Origin of the sequence: Leifsonia sp. PS1209, from assembly GCF_012317045.1 — a bacterium.
In the GTDB taxonomy this organism is placed as follows: Bacteria; Actinomycetota; Actinomycetes; order Actinomycetales; family Microbacteriaceae; genus Leifsonia.
Genome location: NZ_CP051154.1, coordinates 2,738,830 through 2,757,976 on the forward strand (window position 1 = coordinate 2,738,830; position 19,147 = coordinate 2,757,976).

Consider the following 19,147-nt stretch of genomic DNA (forward strand, 5'->3'; position numbering starts at 1 on the left):
CTCTCGTCTCTAAGGCAGGGGCCGGACATCGGGCAGATGCCCTATTTCGGTTCGGGATGGTTCTCGACACGGCTCCTGGCGGGGTGGATGCTGGGGTCATGGCAACCATCAACGAGCTCACGCCGCCGTATCGGGTCGGTTACTTCGTCGGCAGTCTCTCCGCGCATTCGATCAACAGGATGCTCGCGAACGCTCTTGTCTCCCTCGCCCCGAAGGATCTGGTGATGACCGAGATCCACATCGGCGAACTTCCGCTCTACAACAGGGATTTCGACGGCGATTTCCCGCAGGTGGCGCTCGACTTCAAGGCGAGCATCGCCGCCCAGGATGCGCTGCTGTTCGTCACGCCCGAGTACAACAGGTCCATCCCTGGCGCGCTCAAGAACGCGATCGACTGGGCGAGCCGGCCGCACGGGGAGAACGTGATCGCGCGGAAGGCGACGGCCGTGATCGGTGCCTCCCCCGGCGCGATCGGGACCGCGGTCGCCCAGCAGCAGTTGCGTAGCGTCCTCGGGTTCCTGCAGGCGCCGCAGATGAACGCGCCGGAGGCGTACATCCAGATGCGTCCGGGGCTGATCACCGAAGACGGCTCCGTCACCGACCCGGGAACCGAGGCATTCCTGAAGAGCTACCTCGACGCGTTCTTCGAGTTCATCGAGCGCGTGCTCACCGTGGTGCCGAAGGCGCGCTGACCCTCCGCCGCGGCGGACGGATGTTGTCTCCCGCCGCAGGCGACAGCCGCACGGCCTCGACGACCGATCCGAGCGCGAGGACCGCGATCAGCACGAAGGCGATCCGGTATGCGCCCGCTGGCTCCTGCAGGCCGGTCCACGCGGCCAGCGGCTCCCCGAAGCGCAGCGCCACAGCGCCGACGGCGACCCCGAGCCCGGCGGCGATCTGCTGAACGGTCGACGCCAGCGTGTTCGCCGCCGTCATCTCCTCCGCAGGCACGTCTGCGAACGCGATGGTGTTGTATGCGGTGAATCCGGTGGAACGGGTCATGCCGCTGAACACGAGCAGCACGACGACGAACGCGATCGGCGTCAGCGGCGCGATGAACGCCGCGAGGACCATGCTCAGCACCGCGCCGGCCGTCGAAGCGATGAGCACCCGCCGGAACCCCCAGCGGACGAGCAGCGGCGTGGTGGCCGGTTTGATGACCAGGTTGCCGACGAACAGCGTCAGCACGATCGCACCCGCCTGCACGGGCGACCAGCCGAGCGCGTCCTGGAAGAACAGCGGCAAGAGGAACGGCACGGCCGAGATGGTCAGCCGGAACAGCGATCCTCCCGCGTGCGTGACCCGGAACGTCTCGATCCGGAACGCCCGCAGGTCGAGCAGTGGATGCGCCGCCCGCAGCAGATGCAGGATCGCCCACCCCGTCAGCACCGCCCCGGCAACGCCCGCGGCGATCGTCGCAGCGGCGGGCGCGGCAGGATCGGAGAGCAGCGCGCCGAACACGACCACCCCGCCGACGCCGGTGAAGGTGAGCGCGAACCCCAGCCAGTCGAGCGGCACCCGCTGCCGGTCGAGCTCGCGCGGCGTCAGCCGGAGCGCTGCCACGAAGGCGACGGCGCCGAGCGGGACGTTGAGCAGGAAGATCCAGTGCCAGCTGGCGTACGTGACGAGCACGCCGCCGACCAGCGGCGCGACGATCGGGGCGGCGAGCGCCGGCCAGGTCAGCCACGCGATGGCCCGCACCAGGTCTTTCTTCTCCGTCACCCGCAGGACGGCGAGGCGTCCGACCGGCACCATCATCGCGCCGCCCGCGCCCTGCAGCACCCGCATCGCGGTGAGCTGCACCAGGTCGGTGCTCGCCGCGCACAGCACGGACGCGACGGTGAACACGGCGATGGCCCCGGTGAAGACGGCGCGCGCCCCCAACCGCTGCGTCAGCCATCCCGAGATCGGGATGAGCACGGCGAGCGTCACGAGGTATGCGGTGATCGCGACGCCGACGGTCGCCGAGTCGATGCCGTACGCGCGGCCGATGGTGGGGGCGGCGGTCGCCAGGATCGTGCCGTCGAGGTTCTCCATGAAGAACGTTCCGGCCACGAGCAGGGTGAGCGCCAGCTGGCGGCGGTCGTTCATGGTGCGGTGCGTCGAGCAGGATCCTCCGCGCGCCGCGGGCGGGCTGGGGTCACCGGCCGCCCTCGTGCTTGCGGTGGCGCTGGGCGATGGCGGGGGCGCCGTACGGGTAGTCGTCGGTGCGGGGAGCGCTCGCATCGGTGAGGGTGGACCGCTGCTCGTCGGTGAGGGTGAGGTCGGCGGCGGCGAGGTTGTCGGTGAGCTGGTCGACCGTGCGCGCTCCGAGGATGACCGAGGTGACGGCCGGGCGGTCGGCGAGCCAGGCCAGCGCGACCTGCGACGAGGATGCGCCGGTCTCCGCTGCAACGGCCGCGACGGCGTCGATGACCTGCCAGGTGCGGTCGTCGGCGTTCCGCTTGTCCCACGCCTCCATGCCGCGCTTGGGGTCTTCGCCGAGGCGGGTGGCTCCGGTGGGGGTCTGGTCGCGCGTGTACTTGCCGCTCAGCCAGCCGCCGGCGAGCGGCGACCACGGCAGGAGGCCGATGCGTGCATCCAGAGCTGCAGGGACGACCTCGTGCTCGATGCCGCGCACCAGCAGGTTGTACTGGGGCTGCAGGGTGACCGGCGCCGCCCAGCCGTTGGCGCGCGCGAGCTGCGCGGCCTTGGTCAGCTGCCAGCCGAGGTAGTTGGAGAAGCCGTAGTAGGAGATCTTGCCGTCGCGCACCGCCTGGTCGAGGAAGCCGAGGGTCTCTTCGAGCGGGGTGAGAGCATCCCAGGCGTGCATCTGGTAAAGGTCGATGTGGTCGACGCCGAGGCGGGACAGGGACGCGTCGAGCGCCGCCCGGAGGTGGGTGCGGGACAGGCCGACGTCGTTCGGGCCCTCTCCCATCGGGAAGCGGCCCTTGGTGGCGATGACCACCTCTCCGCGCCGGCCGGGGTTCTGCGCCAGCCAGCGTCCGATGATGGTCTCCGAGGTGCCCGCACTGTAGACGTCGGCCGTGTCGATGAAGTTGCCGCCGCCCTCCAGATAGGTGTCGATGAGGAGGTGCGAGGTCTGCTCGTCGGCCTCCGCCCCGAAGGTCATGGTGCCGAGTGCGTATTCCGACACGATCGTGCCGCTGTTTCCGAGAGTGCGAAGTTCCATGCTCCGACGCTATTCCTGTGCCGGACGATTGCGAACCGTTTGCCGTCGAATGGTGGAAAAGTGGCCGGGAGCGTGGGCTGTGGAGGGATCGCCGCCGCCGTGCCACGCTGGAGCCATGCCCGACGCGCCGCTCCGCCTCCTGCTGGTCTCCGACACCCACGTCCCCGCGCGTGCCAAGGCGCTCCCGCCCCAGCTGCTCGCGGCGATCGACGACGCGGACGTCGTCGTGCACGCCGGGGACTGGGTGGATGCGGCGACCCTCGACCTCCTGGAGGCGCGCTCGCGGCGACTGATCGCCGTCCACGGCAACAACGACCACGGGGTGCTCCGGGAGCGTCTTCCCGAGATCGCGACGGCGGAACTCGGCGGGCTGCGGTTCGCGGTGGTCCACGAGACCGGACAGGCGACAGGGCGCGAGCTGCGCTGCGAGCAGGCCTTCCCCGACACGGATGTGCTGGTGTTCGGGCACAGCCACATCCCGTGGGACACGACGGCGCCGAACGGTCTGCGGCTGCTCAACCCGGGATCCCCGACCGACCGCAGGCGGCAGCCGGTGGGCACGTATCTGACCGCGACGGTCGCGGACGGGGTGCTCGGCGAGGTGCGCCTGGTGCCGGTCGAGCGCTGATCACTCCACCGGAACCAGGAACCCGTCCACCACGAGCGCACGCACCGCGGGCACCAGCTCCGCGAACAGAGCACTCTCGTCCACCTCGAGCAGCTGCGCGAGGGCCGCGACGATCGCCGCGACGCTGAGCTCGCCGTCGCACGCTCCGACGAGGGCGATCAGGCCGGTGTCCCCCTGCACGGTCCTGCCGAACCCGCCGCCCTGGCGCAGGAGCATCGCGGTGGGGGCGTCGTCGCCCGGCCAGAAGTGCCGTTCCTCCGTCACGTCGCCGGCGACCGCGTAGCAATGCGAGGCGAACGCCGCGTCGTCGAGGGCGGCCTGCCAGTCGTGGGCCGCCAGGCTGTCGCCGAGATGCACGCCGAGCCCCGCCTCGTTGGAGCCGAGCGCCCCGTGCCTGCGCTCGAGCCTCCTCAGCGTCGGCTCTCCCGTGATCGGACGGCGCAGCAGCACGTAGCCGAAGCCGACCGAGCGCACGTCCCTGCGCTCGAAGTCGTCCAGCCAGGCGGACATCAGCCGGTCGAAGGCGTCGGTGCCCTGCCGCGTGCCGCCGTCACGGATCCAGGTCTCCGCGTAGCGGGCGGCGTCCTCCACGTCGCGCTCGACCACCCACGCGTCGACGGGAACAGTGGATGCGTCGAGCCACCCATCGACCCTGGCGAACCCGTCCCCCGCGCCCTCGCCCGCGCCATCGCCCTCGCCAGCGCCGTCCCCGCGGTACTCCCAGTTCGCCAGCAGCTGCGCCACCCCGCCGGGTGCCAGATACTCCCCCGCCGTGCTGATCACCGCCTGCACCAGCGCGTCGCCCACCATCCCGCCGTCGCGGTATTCGTACTCCGGCACCCCGTCGGCGCGCGGCGTGATCACGAACGGCGGGTTCGACACGATGTGGTCGAAGGTCTCCCCCTCCACCGGCTCGAACAGGCTGCCGAGCCGGAACTCGACGCCCTCGATCCCGTTCAGCTCGACGTTCAGGGCGGCGAGGTCGATGGCGCGCTGCGAGATGTCGGTGGCGACCACGTGGTTGGCGTGGCGGGAGGCGTGCATGGCCTGGATGCCGCATCCAGTGCCGAGGTCGAGCACCCGGTCGACTGGGTTCTGCAGCATCAGCCCGCTGAGGGTCGTGGATGCTCCGCCGACGCCGAGCACGTGGTCGACGGGGAGCGCGTGGCCGAGGGAGAGCTCGCCGAGGTCGGAGACGATCCACCAGTCTGCCGGGCCGTGCGCATCCACGAAGCTGTACGGCCGCAGGTCGACGGCAGCGAAGAACCGGTCGCCTCCCGTCGAGGAGATCAGCCCGAGCGCGACGGCGCCGTCGACGCCCAGCGCGGGGAACGCCTCCGCCAAGTCGTTGCCGGTGGCCGGACGGCCGAGCAGGAACACCGCGGCGAGCGTCGCCAGCGGGGTCGGGCCCGATGCGCCGGTGCGGGCATCCAGTGCCCGCAGAGCCGGGATGCGCTGCCCGCGGTGCAGCGCGTCGGCGGCCTCTGCACCCCACAGCGCCGTGACGCGCGCCACGGTGAAGTCGGCGGCGGCGAGGTCGGAGCGGAGGGCGGCGATGGGGGATGCGGTCACCGGACTATTCAAACGCATCCGGTGCCGGCGGTCCCACGCGGGCGGGCTGCGGAGCAGAATGGGCACATGGTCCGCAAGAGAGCGATCGTGACAGGTTCCGTGCAGGGTGTCGGCTTCCGGTGGAGCGCCAGGGAGACCGCGCACCGGCTGGGCGTCACCGGGTTCGCCCGCAACCGGGCGGACGGCAGCGTCGAGGTGGAGGTCGAGGGCGACCAGGAGCCGGTCGACAGGATGCTCGACTGGCTCCGCACGGGCCCGCCGGGCTCGGAGGTGGCGGACGTGGCGGTCAGCGACGCAGCACCGGCCGGGGACGACGCGTTCCGTATCCGGGAGACCAGGTAGGGCAACAGCGCACCTAGGGACACAGCCGAGGGAGGGTCACAATAGGACCATGACCCGTGCGACGCTGCTCACCATCACCACTCCCACCGGCACCCCCGACGCCGGGGACGCCGGCTTCGTTCTCGCCGACCTCGACGCCCCGCAGGTGCGCGTCACCGACCTGAGCGTCACCCGCGGAGACGGCGTCTTCGAGACCGTCGCCGTGATCGGCGGCCACCCGCAGGCGCTCGAACCGCACCTCGCCCGGCTGGCGCACTCCGCCGACCTTCTCGACCTGCCCGTCCCGGCGGCCGACGTGTGGCGCGCGGCCGTGCAGGCCGGCGTCGCGGATTACCTGCAGCGCAACGGCGGGGACGCCGAGCTGTTCGCGAAGCTGATCTACACGCGCGGCGTCGAAGGGGCAGGCGTCCCCAGCGGCTGGGTGTTCGTGGACGAGGGGGAGGACTTCTCCGCGCCGCGCCAGGGCATCCGGGTGGTCACCCTCGACCGCGGCTACCGGCACGACGTCGCCGAGACCTCTCCGTGGCTGCTGCAGGGCGCGAAGACCCTCTCCTATGCGGTGAACCGCGCCGCCCAGCGCGAGGCGGTTCGGCGCGGGGCGGACGATGTGATCTTCCTCAGCTCGGACGGGTTCGCCCTCGAAGGGCCGACGTCCAACGTGATCCTGCGTTCCGGCACCACGATCAGGACGCCGCAGACCGACCAGGGCATCCTCGCGGGGACCACCCAGGCCAGCGTCTTCGAGTTCTTCGCCGCCCGTGGCTACGACACGGTCTACGAGGAGATCACCGCCGACGAGCTGACCGGCGCAGACGCGCTCTGGCTCGTGTCCAGCGTGCGCCAGGCCGCGCCGATCACGGCGTTGGACGGGCGCGAGTTCCCGGTCGACGCCGCCCTCACCGCCGACCTCAACGCGTTCCTGCTCTCCCGCACCAGCTGACCGGGGCTCGCGCGCATCCGGATGCTCGAGCATCCAGATGCGCGGGGTGGCGCGGTTTCGTCAGCTGCGGCTGTCGGCGTTTAGGCTGTACGCACTGTGCGCGACGGCGCGTGCGGACGGACGAGCGCGGAGGGGAGGGACGACGTGGCGGAACACGTGCCGACGAGTATCGAGGTGCTGCGGCAGCAAGCCCGCGACGAGCTCGCGGCGATCATCGAGCACCGCTGCCGGGCGGGCGAGGACCCGTGGCAGTTCATCCCCGATCTGCCGAGCGTCGACCAGCAGGTCGTCATCGGCCTGCGCGCCAGCGCCGTCGACGCGTTCGACCTGGCCGACGAGCAGTCCCGTGCCCACCATCCCGCCGCGGGCCGGGCGATGTTCGCGCGCTTCGAGTACGACGTGCTGCGCAGGATCGCGCTGACCCACCCCGAGCTGAGCGCCGCCGTGTGGGAGCTGCTGGACCGGCTCGAACGCGCGTAGCGCACGCGGCCAGCAGCGCGCGATCAGCCCAGCGCGTCCGCCGTCGTCACCGGCAGGTCGCAGACGAAGTCGTGGCACAGGTACGCCGCCGCCTCTCCCCCGATGGATGCGCGCCCCGCATACAGCTCGAAGCCCTCGGCCGCGAACGCCGCAGCACCCGCATCGTCCGCCGCCGCGGTGAGCGCCGCACCCCGGCGCCGCACGGCGGCGAGCAGGTCGCGGCCCCGCGCATCCATCAGCGCCGGCCGGATGCGGTCGAAGCCCTCCGCGCCGGGCGTCACCAGCACCAGCTGCTCGGGTTCCTCCGCGAGCCGCGACATCAGTTCCAGTGCAGCGCCGAACGCGCTCGGCGTTCCGACCGCCTGGGCGGCGACCACGCGCATCCCCTCGCGGGCCGCCCGCTCGTAGCGGCGCTCCCCCGAGAGCAGGAACAGGGTGTGCGCAGCGGACGCCGCCGACGTGAGGCCGGACGGGTACGCGCCCTCCGACGGGTCGACGCGCACGCCCATCCCGCTGCTCTGCAGCACGGGATCGCCTCCGCCCGGCGTCTCGAACGGGCACTCGGCGTCTCCGGCCGCGTCGATGCACAGGTCGATCAGGTCGCGTGCTGCCGCGGCGTAGCGCGCGTCGCCGGAGGCGAGCGCGAGGTCGAGCAGCCCGGAGGCGAACGCTCCGTAGTCTTCGAGGGTGGCCGCCGCCTCGGAAACGCGCTCGCCGAGGGAGGCGCGCACGAGCAGGCCGTCCGCACTGCGGTGGCGGTCGAGCAGGTCGTCGGCCGCCCGCCGCGCCGCCGCCAGCCAGGCCGGACGGTCCAGGATGAACGCGGCCCGGGCGAGTGCGCCGATCGCGAATCCGTTCCAGCCGGTGAGCACCTTGGCGTCGACAGGTGGCGGCTCCAGGCGTGCCCGTTCCGCGGCGGGCAGCCGGTAGTACGCGCCCTCGACGCGGGCGCCGTCGATCGTGCTCTCCGAGTCCTGCGCGGACGCGAACCCGCCCTCCGGACTCCGTAGCACGCCGAGCAGGAACGCGGCGATCCCGTCCGCCGCGCGCTCCGCCCACGGCTCTCCCGCCTGTTGCCAGGCGTCCGCGTAGCAGCGCAGCAGCAGCGCGTTGTCGTAGAGCATCCGCTCGTAGTGCGGCTCGCTCCAGTCGCGGCGGGTCGCGTAGCGGAAGAAGCCGCCGTCGACGGGGTCGCGCAGCGGGGATTCTGCCATCAGGCGCAGCGTGCGCGCGCCGAGCTCCCTCCCGCTGTCCCTGGCGAGCAGGAATCCGAGCACGGGTGCGACGGGGAACTTCGGCGCCGTCCCGAATCCGCCGTACCGTTCGTCCTCCGCCGCGGCGAGCGCCGCCACGGCCGCGTCCAGTGCGCGCGCGTCCGGCAGCTCGGAGACGGCGGTGGCAGCAGTGGATGCGGCTTCGAGCGCCGCGACGACGGCCGCGGCGTTGCTCTCCACCTCGCTCCTCCGCTCCATCCACGCATCCCACACCGCGTCGAGCACCTGACGGAACGACGCCCGCCCGTCGACGGCCACCGGCGGGAAGTACGTCCCGGCGAAGAAGGCCCGCCCATCCGGTGTGGCGAACACGGTCAGCGGCCAGCCGAGGTTGCCGGTGAACGCGCTGGCGGCGGAGAGATAGCCGGCGTCGACCTCCGGATGCTCCTCCCTGTCCACCTTGACGGCCACGAACCGCGCGTTGAGGCTCTCGGCGAGCGCGGGGTCGCTGAAACTCTCCCTGGCCATCACGTGGCACCAGTGGCAGGTGGCGTAGCCGATCGAGATGAGCACGGGCACGTCCCTGCGCCGTGCCTCCTCGAACGCCTCTGCACCCCAGGGGAACCAGTCGACGGGGTTGTCCGCGTGGGCGCGAAGGTACGGGCTGATCGCGTCAGCGAGCCGGTTCGCCATGCCGCCCACCCTAGTCCCGTGGGGGGCCTCGTCCCGTGGCGGTCTCAGGCCGAGATGCCCTGGGCGCGCGCTCGGCCGGCGTCCGCGACGTGCAGGTTGGCTGGGCGGGGCAGCCCGAGGTGGTCGCGGAGGGTGGTGCCCTCGTACTCGGTGCGGGCGATCCCGCGGCGCTGGAGCTCCGGCACGACCAGCGCGGTGAACGCGTCGAACTGGGCGGGGAGGAACGGCGGGAGGATGTTGAAGCCGTCGACGGCGCCCGAGCCGAACCACGCCTCCAGCTGGTCGGCGACCTCGCTCCCCGACCCGACGACCGCGCCGGCGGGCGCGGCGTGCGCGGCGAGCAGCCTCCGGTACGTCACGGGATGCTCGCCGCCGATCCGCCTGCCGGTGCGGGTCTGCACCGCTTCCAGCAGCCGCTGGCCGCCCTCGGAGAAGCGCCGCGCGACCCGCAGCGGCACCTCGGCGTCGAGCTCCGGGGTGCCGAGGGGCACGCCGACGATGCCGGACAGCGCCCTGATCGTGCGATTCCCCGGGAAGTCCACGGATTGGATGCCCGCCGCCTGTGCAGCACGGTCACCGGCGAGCGGCACCAGCCCGAGCAGCGTGTCGTAGACCGCCTGCGCCTCCTCCGTCGTGCCGGCGACGACAGGGAGGATCGGCGTCACGATGCGGGGGCCGCCGTCCGTGCGTCCGGCTGCAGCTGCGCGCGCGCTCGTCTCCGCGCGCACGCTCTGCGCGTCGGCGATCGACGCGACGGCCACGATCGAGACGTCGGCGAGCTCGCCGGCCAGGCGCCGCGCCCGGGCGGAGCCGCCCGCGTGCACGATCGGCAGGTGGCCCTGCACCGGCCGCGGTGCGGTCAGCGGCCCGGCCACCCTGACGTGCGCTCCGACGGCATCCGTCCTGTGCAGCCTCTCGGGGTCGATCAGCCGGCCGGGCGCCCTGTCGCGCAGGAACGCGTCGTCCTCCCAGCTGTCCCAGAGCATCCGGAGCGCCCGCACGTACTCGTCGGCCTCGTCGTAGCGCGGCTCGGCTCCTCCGAGCGGGTCCCTGCCGTGGTTGGCTGCCGCGCGCGGGTCCGCCCCGGTGACCAGGTTGATCCCGGCCCGCCCTCCGCTCAGCCGGTCGATGGATGCGGTCTGCCGCGCCAGCGTGAACAGGTCGTAGTACCCGGTGTTGGCCGTGGCGATCAGGCCGATGCGCCGGGTGACGCCGGCCAGGTAGGAGATGGCGCTCAGCGGGTCCATCCTGGCCAGCAGGTCGGGGTCGCGGAACTCGAGGTCCGGGCCGGTGGCGAGCCACTCGCCGAAGAAGAGGTAGTCGAACTTCGCCGCCTCCGCCGCACGCGCCGTCCTGCGCAGCACGGCGGGGTCGCGGAGCGGGTCGTTGTGGGCACCCGGGTATCGCCAGCCGGACGGGAAGGCGCCGAGCGCACGGAACACCGCGCCGAGGATGAGCTGCCTGGTCACGGGCGACGCTCCGTTCCCCGCCGAATCGCTCCCCCGGCCGCCGCCATCAGCGTCCCAGGTACTTGGCGATCGACTCGGCCTCCGCCACGTTGCTGCGGATCAGCGGGATCGCCCGGGCGACGGCCAGATCGATGCGCTCGTGCAGGTCGAGGCTGCTCACGGCGCCGTTGGTGAAGTCGGAGTCGTTCGCGTAGATGCCGATGGGCAGCGTGAGCGCCTGGAAGAAGCCGAACAGCGGCCGGAACTGGTGCTCGATGATGAGCGCGTGGCGGTCGGAACCTCCCGTCGCCGCGATCAGCACGGGGGTGTCGACGAGCGCATACTGGCCGACGAAGTCGAACAGGTGCTTGAACAGCCCGGTGAACGACGCCCGGTACACGGGACTCGCGACGACGAGCAGGTCGGCGGACTCGATGCGCTGCAGTTCGGCCTCGACCGACGCGGGCAGCTCGTCGCGGCGGAGCGCCCCGGCGAAGTCGGGGCCGATCTCGTTCACGGCGATGAGGTGCGCGTCGATCGGCAGCTCGCGCCCGAACGAGGCGAGGATCTCCTTGACGAGCGCCGTGGTCTTCGACGGCGTGTGCAGGCTGCCGGACACCGCGACGACGCGCAGCGGCCGGGCGGACGGGTTCGACGGGATGGGCGAGAGCTGAGACATGCCTGCGACGCTAAGCCCGTGCATCCCGGAATACCAGGCTGGGCGTCACGCGGCGTAAACCTGGAGCGCAACACGGCGTCATCTCCCGCCGAGGCTTCTCCGATTCAGAACCGGCGCAGGTGAATTCATAAGCAATGGCGGTTGGAACTGCTGAACGCCAGGGATTACCGTAGAAGAATGGTTGCAAACGCAAATATCCCCACCCTGGAACTCAACAACGGCACCGTGATCCCGCAGCTCGGCTTCGGCGTCTTCCGCGTCGACCCCGCCGAGACCACGCGCATCGTCACCGACGCGCTCGAGGTCGGATACCGCCACATCGACACCGCCGCGATCTACGGCAACGAGACCGGCGTCGGCGAGGCCATCGCCTCCTCCGGCATCGCCCGCGACGACCTGTTCGTCACCACCAAGCTGTGGAACGACCGCCAGACCGACGCCCAGGCCGCCTTCGACGAGTCGCTCGAGAAGCTGGGCCTCGACTACGTGGACCTGTACCTCATCCACTGGCCCACCCCGGAGAAGGACACCTTCGTCGAGGCGTGGAAGTCGCTGGAGACCATCTACGCCAGTGGCCGCGCGAAGGCGATCGGCGTCTCCAACTTCCTCGTGCCGCACCTGGAGAAGCTGCTCGCGAACACGGACATCGTCCCCGCCGTGAACCAGATCGAGCTGCACCCGGCCCACCAGCAGCCGGAGGTGACCGCGTTCGCCCGCGAGCACGGCATCCAGATCGAGGCCTGGGGCCCGCTCGGCCAGGGCAAGTACCCGCTCTTCGACGCCCCCGAGGTGTCCGGCCCGGCCGCCGCCCACGGCAAGACGCCCGCCCAGGTCGTCATCCGCTGGCACCTGCAGACCGGCAACATCGTCTTCCCCAAGTCGAACCGCCGCGAGCGCATGGCGGAGAACTTCGACGTGTTCGACTTCGAGCTGACCGCCGACGAGGTCGCCGCGATCACCTCGATGGAGCGCGAGGGCCGCGTCAGCGCGCACCCCAACGAGGTCAACTAGCACCAGCAGCACCACCCCTCCCTGCGGAGCCCGTAGGCTCGCCGTGTGCGCATTGTGACGATCACCGGGAAGATCATCTACATCATCGGCGGCTACGGGCTCCTGCTGGTGCTGAACGTGTTCATCTTCCAGCGGCTCGTCAACCCCACGATCGACGTGCTGATCGTCGCGATCCTCAACGTGGCGTACGTCACCATCGGCGTTCGCACGTTCCGCGGCATCGAAGAGAACCGCGAAGACCCGCGGGTGTGGTGGCGCGCGACCGCCCGCCCCGCCGCCGGTTTCTGGATCGGCGGCGGGCTGGCCGTCGCCGCGGGCATCGCCCTGCTGGGCGCGCTCGCCTCCAAGCCCGCTGACGCGTTCGTGCCCACCGTTGCGTGCGTGGTCTACGCGGCGCTCTCCGCCTTCTACCTGCACTCCTCCTACCGGCTGCGCACCCTCGACACGGCGCCCTGACGACCGGCCGGATGCGCACCCGTGCCTGGGGTCCGCGTGCGCTAGCGTCGTCAGCATGACGACGCGCGAACAGGTCGACCACCTGGCCGAGGCACTCCTGGCCGGCAACGCCGAGCGGTTCGCCACGATGCGCGACCGGATGTTCACCCTGATCGACGCCGCGACCGCCGACGGGCATCCCCAGTCCACCGAGCCCATCGCCATCGCCTCCCCCGAGCGCGACGACGTGCTGTGCGTGTTCGCCTGCACCTGCATCGGCGCGAGCGAAGGGCAGCCGATCACCCTCATCGCCACCAAGCTCAGCGCCGTCGCACGCGACGACGAGAGCACGGCGCCGACCGACGCGGAGGCGCTCGCGTTCTCCCTGGCGCTCCTCGGCGACGCCTGGTTCTCCCAGTCCCTGCGGGATGCGGCGGAGGTGGCGGACGCCGACCGCCCGACGAAGGGCGTCCGGCTCTACCTCTCCGGCGACTTCCAGCCCGGCGTGCCCGAGGTGTTCAGCGACTCCGTCGTGCCGACGGTGTCGACCCTCGGCTAGGCGCCCTCCTCCTCGAACCGAGCCACCAGCTCCCGCTTCAGCACCTTCCCGCTCGGGCCGAGCGGCAGCGCATCCAGGATCACCACCCTCCGCGGGAACTTGTACGCGGCGATGTGCTCCTGCGCGAACGCCACCAGGTCGTCGCCGTCCGCGCTCATCCCCGGCATCACCGTGACCACCGCCATCACCTCCTGGCCGTGCGTCTCATGGCTGACGCCGAACACGGCGGCCATCGCAACGGCCGGATGGGTCGACAGCACCTCCTCGACCTCGCGCGGGTACACGTTGTAGCCGTTGCGCACGATCATGTCCTTCTTGCGGTCGACGATGGTGATGTAGTCGTCGTCGCTCTTCGTGCCGAGATCGCCCGTGCGGAACCAGCCGTCGACGACCGCCTCCGCGTTCGCCTCCGGGAGGTTGAGGTAGCCCTTCATCAGGTTGTGCCCGCGCACCACGATCTCGCCGAGCTCTCCGCGCGGCAGCAGCTCGATCCTGCCGTCGACCTCCGCGTCGGCGATCTCCACATCCACGCCCCAGATCGGCGTGCCGACGGTGCCCACCCTGGTGGGCTTCCCTCGATGGTTGAACGACGCGACCGGCGAAGTCTCCGTGAGCCCGTACCCCTCGTGCACGTCGATCCCGTACACCTCTTTCATGCGCTCGATCACGGCGACCGGGATGGCGGCGCCCCCGCTCATCCCGTAGCGCAGCGGCGGCCGCCCGTCGTTGGTCTTGGCCGCTTCGAGCAGCGCGATGTACATGGTCGGCACGCCGGTCATGATCGTGCAGGCGTTGGCGTTCAGCAGGGAGAGGGCCGTCGCGCCGTCGAACTTCGGCACGAGCACGATCGCCGCGCCCGCCCGGAAGCCGATGTTCATCACGCAGGTCTGCCCGAACGTGTGGAACAACGGCAGGCAGCCCAGGATGCGGTCGTCCTGCCCGATGTCGAGCGTCCCGGCCAGCAGCACGTTCACCTGCTCGACCAGCGAGAAGTGACAGCCCTCCGCGCCCTTCGGCTTGCCGGTGGTGCCGCTCGTGTACAGGATGGTGGCCGTGTCGAGCGGGTCGCGGGGCACGTACGTGTCGATGGGCTGCGCATCCCGCGCCTCGTCTTCGAGCCTGGCGAACGGCAGAGCCCCGACGGACTCGTCCGGCACGAGCACGGACAGCGTCTCGACTCCGGCGAGCGCTGCACCCTTCGCGCCCTCGCCGAGCAGCGGTGCGGCGCAGATCAGCAGCTTCGCCCCGCTGTCGCGCAGCACGTACGCGATCTCCTCCGCCTTGAGCAGCGCGTGGACGGGCACGACGATCGCGCCGAGCGCGAGCACCGCGTAGTACGAGCGAGGGAAGTCCGGGACGTTGGGAAGCAGCAGGGCGACCGCGTCCCCCTCCCCGACGCCGCGGGCGCGCAGGGCTCCCGCGTACCGGCGGGTCTGCTCCCAGAGGTCCCCGTACGCGATCTGCTGATCTCCGAAGATCAGCGCGACGTTGTCGGGCATCCGGTGGGCCGTCTCTGCGAGGATGCTCGCGACCGACATCGTGGCGAAACCGTGGCTCATGCGTGTGCTCCCTGTCTCCAGCGACAAAAGAACCCGTTCGGGTTGTTACGAAACCTACTCCCGCGGCTGCCGGAATGGATATTGCAACATTCCGCCCGCGACATGGGAGGATGGAAGGCTCATGTCTCCCACGATCACCTTCCCTCCCGAGCTGCCGGTCAGTCAGAAACGGGATGAGATCGCCCGCGCCATCCGCGACAACCAGGTCATCATCGTGGCCGGTGAGACCGGGTCGGGCAAGACCACGCAGCTGCCGAAGATCTGCCTGGAGCTCGGGCGCACGAACATCGGCCATACGCAGCCGCGCCGCCTCGCCGCCCGCACCATCGCGGAGCGCATCGCCGAGGAGCTCGGCGAGGACGTCGGCGCGACCGTCGGATACCAAGTGCGGTTCACCGACCGCGTCTCCTCCGACACCCGCATCAAGCTGATGACGGACGGCATCCTGCTCAACGAGATCCACCGCGACAGGATGATCCGCAAGTACGACACGATCATCATCGACGAGGCGCACGAGCGCAGCCTCAACATCGACTTCCTGCTCGGCTATCTGAAGCAGCTGCTTCCGAAGCGTCCCGACCTCAAGGTCATCATCACGTCGGCGACCATCGATCCGGAGAGCTTCGCCGCGCACTTCGCCTCGGCGGACGGCACCCCGGCCCCGATCGTCGAGGTCTCCGGACGCACCTATCCGGTGGAGGTCCGCTACCGGCCGCTCGTCGCCGACGCGCTCAGCGACGACGACGACGAGGACGTCGACCCCGTCCCCTCCGCCGACCGCGACTACCTGCAGGGCATCAACGACGCCCTCGACGAGCTCGCCCGCGAGGCCCCGGGCGACGTGCTGGTATTCCTCTCCGGCGAGAACGAGATCCGGGATGCGGCGGACGCCGTGCGCGGACGCAACCTGCCGGGCACCGAGGTCCTCCCGCTCTACGGCCGCCTGTCGTCCGCCGAGCAGCACCGCGTGTTCCAGCCGTCCAGCATGCCGGGCATCCGGCGCAGGGTCGTGCTCGCCACCAACGTCGCGGAGACCAGCCTCACCGTGCCGGGCATCAAGTACGTGGTGGACGCCGGAACGGCCCGCATCAGCCGGTACAGCGTCCGCGCCAAGGTGCAGCGCCTCCCGATCGAGGCCATCTCGCAGGCGAGCGCCAACCAGCGCTCCGGGCGTTCCGGCCGCACCAGCGACGGCATCGCCATCCGGCTGTACTCGCAGGAGGACTTCGAGAAGCGCCCCGAGTTCACCGAGCCGGAGGTGCTGCGCACCAACCTGGCCGCCGTCATCCTGCAGATGATCTCGCTGGGCCTCGGTGACATCGCCGCTTTCCCGTTCCTCACCCCGCCGGACTCGCGCGGGATCAAGGACGGTCTCGACCTGCTGGCGGAGCTGGGCGCCGTGGTGAAGACCAAGGACGGCGAGAACGCGCTGACGAAGGTCGGCCGCAACCTCGCGCAGCTGCCCATCGACCCCCGCTTCGCCCGGATGGTCGTGGAGTCCAAGCGGCACAACACCTCCCGCGAGGTGATGGCCATCGTCGCAGGGCTCACCATCCAGGACCCGCGCGAACGCCCGGTGGAGCGCCGGGGCACCGCCGACGAGCAGCATGCCCGCTTCGCCGACCCGACCAGCGACTTCCTCACCCTGCTCAACCTCTGGAACTACCTGGAGGAGAAGCAGAAGGAACTGTCGTCGAGCGCGTTCCGCCGGATGTGCAAGGCCGAGTTCCTCAACTTCCTGCGGGTGCGCGAGTGGCAGGACGTGTACCGGCAGCTGCGTCAGCTGGCCAAACCGCTCGGTCTCACGATGGGTCAGCCGTCCGTCAACCCGGATGGCATCCACAAGTCGCTGCTCGCCGGTCTGCTCTCGCACATCGGGCTCAAAGACCTCACGGCGTCAGGCAACAAGGGCGGCGCGCGCGGCGCCCGATCGGCCGAGTATCTCGGCGCCCGCCAGACCCGGTTCGTGATCTTCCCCGGCTCGACGCTCGCCAAGAAGCAGCCGAACGCCCTGATGAGCGCTGAGCTCGTGGAGACGAGCCGCCTGTTCGCCAGGATGAACGCGGCCATCGACCCCGCCTGGGCCGAGCCGATCGCCGGAGACCTCTGCAAGCGCAGCTACAGCGAGCCGCACTGGGAGAAGAACCAGGGCGCCGTCGTCGCCTACGAGCGGGTCACCCTGTACGGCGTGCCGATCATCCCGCGCCGCCGGGTGCAGTATGCGCGCATCGACCAGGAGCTGTCCCGCGAGCTGTTCATCCGGCACGCCCTGGTGGAGGGCGAGTGGGACTCGAAGCAGGCGTTCGACCGTGCCAACACCAAGCTGCGGGCCGAGCTGCGCGAGCTGGAGGAGCGCACCCGGCGCCGCGACATCCTCAACGACGACGAGGCCGTGTTCGAGTTCTACGACGCGCGCATCCCGGCCGATGTCGTCTCGACCCGCTCGTTCGAAGGCTGGTGGAGGAAGGCCAGGAACGACACCCCCGACCTGCTGACGATGACGCAGGATGCGCTGCTGGATGCGGACTCCGCCCCGGTCGACGACGACGCGTTCCCTCCGGTGTGGCGCCAGGGCGACCAGCAGCTGACCCTCCGCTACCGCTTCGAACCGGGAGCGGAGGACGACGGCGTGACCGTGCAGGTGCCGCTCCCGCTGCTCGCCGGCCTCCTGGCGGACGGCTTCGACTGGCAGGTGCCCGGCCTCCGCCACGACCTGGTCACGGCCATGATCAAGGCGCTGCCGAAGGCGATCCGCCGACAGGTGGTCCCCGCCGCCGACTGGGCGACCCGGCTGCTCGGCGAGCTGAGCGGCACAGCAGGAATGCACGCCCACGACGGCGAGAAGCCCGCCGCCTCCCTCGCCGACACCCTCGCGGCCACGATCAGCAGGATGACCGGGTCCCGGGTGAGCGGCTCCGACTTCGAGCGGGAGCGCATCCCGGCCCACCTGTCTCCCACGTTCCAGGTGGTCGGCGAACGCGGCCGCCCGATCGCCTCCGGCAAAGACCTCGCGGTGCTGCAGGACAGGCTGAGGTCCCGCGCCAGGGACTCGGTGGCCCGCGTCGCCGAGGCGCGCACCCCGAACGCGATCGAGCGCTCCGGCCTCACCACCTGGGACATCGACGAGCTCCCCCGCTTCCTCGACAGCACCCAGGAGGGTCCAGGCGGCTCGAAGAACGTGATCAGGGCGTACCCGGCGCTCGTCGACGACGGCGACAGCGTGAGCATCCGGCTGATGGGCACCCCGGCCGACCAGGCGAAGGCGATGCCCGGCGGCGTGCGTCGCCTGCTGCTGGCGAGCATCCCGTCGCCGGTGGCGTACGTGCAGCAGCACCTCACCTCGAACGAGAAGCTGACGCTGGCGGCGAGCCCGTACCCGAACACGAAGGCGCTGTTCGACGACTGCCTGCTGGCCGTGATCGACAGCGTGCTGTACCGGATGAAGCCGGACGGCCAGGTGTTCATGCGCGCCGAGTTCGAGGCGGTCCGCGACCGCGTCTCCGCCATCGTCATGGACTCGATGTTCACGACGGTGGCGCTGGTCACCCGCATCCTGACCGCCGCCCGTGCAGCGGAGAAGGCGATCGGGGGTGCCACCAGCCTGGTGTTCCTGTCCGCCCTCAACGACGCGAAGGCACAGCTCGCCGGACTCGTCTACCCGGGGTTCGTCTCCGCGACCGGCCTCGACCAGCTGCAGCACCTGCCCCGCTACCTGAACGGCATCAGCCAGCGCATCGCCGCCCTGCCGGTGAACCCAGGCCGCGACCGCGCCTGGCAGACGCAGGTGGAAACCGCCGTCGCCCTCTACACCGAGGCGGGCGGCCGCATCCCGCCGGCGCCGGACGCCCCCGCCAACGTCGTCCACGCCCGCTGGATGCTCGAAGAGTTCCGCGTCTCCCTCTTCGCCCAGTCGCTCGGCACCGCCGAGTCCGTCTCCCTCCAGCGCATCCGCAAGGTCCTCGGCGGCTGACGTTCGTCGTTGCCTCGCTTGCGACGTTTGCCGATCGCCGACGTTGTCGACTAGATCATATTTTACGTAACGAATTTAAATTTGCTATTTTCACAAAATGATATTTGTCGCCGTTATCATCATCCTTGGCTCAGTGGTGGTTGTTGTCTCGATCGAAGCCGCAGCTCGTGGACGACTCGGTATCAATAGCCTGGTGGGGCTCCGAGTTCCATCGGTCATGTCCTCCGATGAAGCTTGGCGACGGGGTCACGCCGCCGCACGAATCCCGGTCTGGATCGGCGCGAGCGGGGCAACGGTGGGAGCGCTCGTCAGCCTCGCTCTGAGCGAAGGGGCACGCAGCATCGCGGAAACGACGAGCACAGCCATCCTTCTCGTCGGTGTGATCGTAGGAGGTGTCGTTGCCTCTCAGACAGCGAAGTCCGTGATGCCACCAGTCTTCGACGAT

At 70.7% G+C, this 19,147-nt stretch carries 16 protein-coding genes; 9 read left to right on the plus strand and 7 right to left on the minus strand.

From position 1 onward, the window contains the following. The first annotated feature begins 98 nt into the window (after positions 1–98). The gene (locus HF024_RS13020; RefSeq protein ID WP_168689814.1) at positions 99–692 is read left to right on the plus strand and encodes an NADPH-dependent FMN reductase; all 594 of its coding nucleotides are present in this window, start codon (positions 99–101) and stop codon (positions 690–692) included. On the opposite strand, the gene HF024_RS13025 is transcribed toward HF024_RS13020, so the two are convergent. Continuing rightward, entirely contained in the window at positions 667–2,091 is a 1,425-nt protein-coding gene (locus tag HF024_RS13025) for an MFS transporter (RefSeq protein WP_168689815.1), read from the minus strand. The genes HF024_RS13020 and HF024_RS13025 overlap by 26 nt on opposite strands. 49 nt (positions 2,092–2,140) lie before the next feature. Continuing rightward, positions 2,141–3,172, minus strand: a complete 1,032-nt coding sequence (locus HF024_RS13030) for an aldo/keto reductase (RefSeq protein ID WP_168689816.1) — start codon at positions 3,170–3,172, stop codon at positions 2,141–2,143. Between the two features lie 115 nt (positions 3,173–3,287). On the opposite strand from HF024_RS13030, the gene HF024_RS13035 reads away from it, so the two are divergent. Continuing rightward, positions 3,288–3,800 (plus strand): metallophosphoesterase, encoded by a 513-nt coding sequence (locus HF024_RS13035; RefSeq protein WP_168689817.1) that lies wholly within the window; start codon positions 3,288–3,290, stop codon positions 3,798–3,800. On the opposite strand, the gene HF024_RS13040 is transcribed toward HF024_RS13035, so the two are convergent. After that, complete coding sequence (locus tag HF024_RS13040) at positions 3,801–5,372, minus strand: methyltransferase (protein WP_247597111.1); 1,572 nt, start codon at positions 5,370–5,372, stop codon at positions 3,801–3,803. Between the two features lie 66 nt (positions 5,373–5,438). On the opposite strand from HF024_RS13040, the gene HF024_RS13045 reads away from it, so the two are divergent. The 3 genes from HF024_RS13045 (at position 5,439) to HF024_RS13055 (ending at position 7,134) form a co-directional block, all read left to right on the plus strand. Further along, a complete protein-coding gene (locus HF024_RS13045; RefSeq protein WP_085369767.1) occupies positions 5,439–5,714 on the plus strand; it encodes an acylphosphatase in 276 nt (91 codons plus the stop codon). 49 nt (positions 5,715–5,763) lie between these two features. Further along, the gene (locus HF024_RS13050; protein ID WP_168689819.1) at positions 5,764–6,654 is read left to right on the plus strand and encodes an aminodeoxychorismate lyase; all 891 of its coding nucleotides are present in this window, start codon (positions 5,764–5,766) and stop codon (positions 6,652–6,654) included. A 144-nt stretch (positions 6,655–6,798) separates the two neighbouring features. Beyond that, positions 6,799–7,134 (plus strand): hypothetical protein, encoded by a 336-nt coding sequence (locus HF024_RS13055; RefSeq protein WP_085369769.1) that lies wholly within the window; start codon positions 6,799–6,801, stop codon positions 7,132–7,134. 23 nt (positions 7,135–7,157) lie between these two features. Here the strand turns inward: HF024_RS13055 and HF024_RS13060 are convergent, their stop codons facing one another. The 3 genes from HF024_RS13060 to msuE are packed head-to-tail and all read right to left on the minus strand — an operon-like array spanning position 7,158 to position 11,168. Continuing rightward, positions 7,158–9,041 carry a DUF255 domain-containing protein gene (locus HF024_RS13060; protein ID WP_168689820.1) on the minus strand — a complete coding sequence of 628 codons (1,884 nt, stop codon included), beginning with the start codon at positions 9,039–9,041 and terminating at the stop codon, positions 7,158–7,160. A gap of 44 nt (positions 9,042–9,085) precedes the next feature. After that, the gene (locus HF024_RS13065; RefSeq protein ID WP_168689821.1) at positions 9,086–10,510 is read right to left on the minus strand and encodes an NtaA/DmoA family FMN-dependent monooxygenase; all 1,425 of its coding nucleotides are present in this window, start codon (positions 10,508–10,510) and stop codon (positions 9,086–9,088) included. 46 nt (positions 10,511–10,556) lie between these two features. After that, a complete protein-coding gene (gene msuE, locus HF024_RS13070) occupies positions 10,557–11,168 on the minus strand; it encodes an FMN reductase (protein ID WP_085369772.1) in 612 nt (203 codons plus the stop codon). Between the two features lie 177 nt (positions 11,169–11,345). On the opposite strand from msuE, the gene HF024_RS13075 reads away from it, so the two are divergent. Genes HF024_RS13075 through HF024_RS13085 form a run of 3 tightly spaced genes read left to right on the plus strand, consistent with a single transcriptional unit; the run spans position 11,346 to position 13,173 of the window. Next, positions 11,346–12,179 carry an aldo/keto reductase gene (locus tag HF024_RS13075; RefSeq protein ID WP_085369773.1) on the plus strand — a complete coding sequence of 278 codons (834 nt, stop codon included), beginning with the start codon at positions 11,346–11,348 and terminating at the stop codon, positions 12,177–12,179. Between the two features lie 45 nt (positions 12,180–12,224). Continuing rightward, positions 12,225–12,635 carry a hypothetical protein gene (locus HF024_RS13080; protein WP_085369774.1) on the plus strand — a complete coding sequence of 137 codons (411 nt, stop codon included), beginning with the start codon at positions 12,225–12,227 and terminating at the stop codon, positions 12,633–12,635. A 55-nt stretch (positions 12,636–12,690) separates the two neighbouring features. Further along, a complete protein-coding gene (locus HF024_RS13085; RefSeq protein WP_085369775.1) occupies positions 12,691–13,173 on the plus strand; it encodes a hypothetical protein in 483 nt (160 codons plus the stop codon). Here HF024_RS13085 and HF024_RS13090 read toward each other — a convergent pair. Next, positions 13,170–14,732 (minus strand): long-chain fatty acid--CoA ligase, encoded by a 1,563-nt coding sequence (locus tag HF024_RS13090; protein WP_168689822.1) that lies wholly within the window; start codon positions 14,730–14,732, stop codon positions 13,170–13,172. The genes HF024_RS13085 and HF024_RS13090 overlap by 4 nt on opposite strands. Positions 14,733–14,853: 121 nt before the next feature. On the opposite strand from HF024_RS13090, the gene hrpA reads away from it, so the two are divergent. Further along, positions 14,854–18,702, plus strand: a complete 3,849-nt coding sequence (gene hrpA, locus HF024_RS13095; RefSeq protein ID WP_168689823.1) for an ATP-dependent RNA helicase HrpA — start codon at positions 14,854–14,856, stop codon at positions 18,700–18,702. Positions 18,703–19,147: the final 445 nt, after the last annotated feature.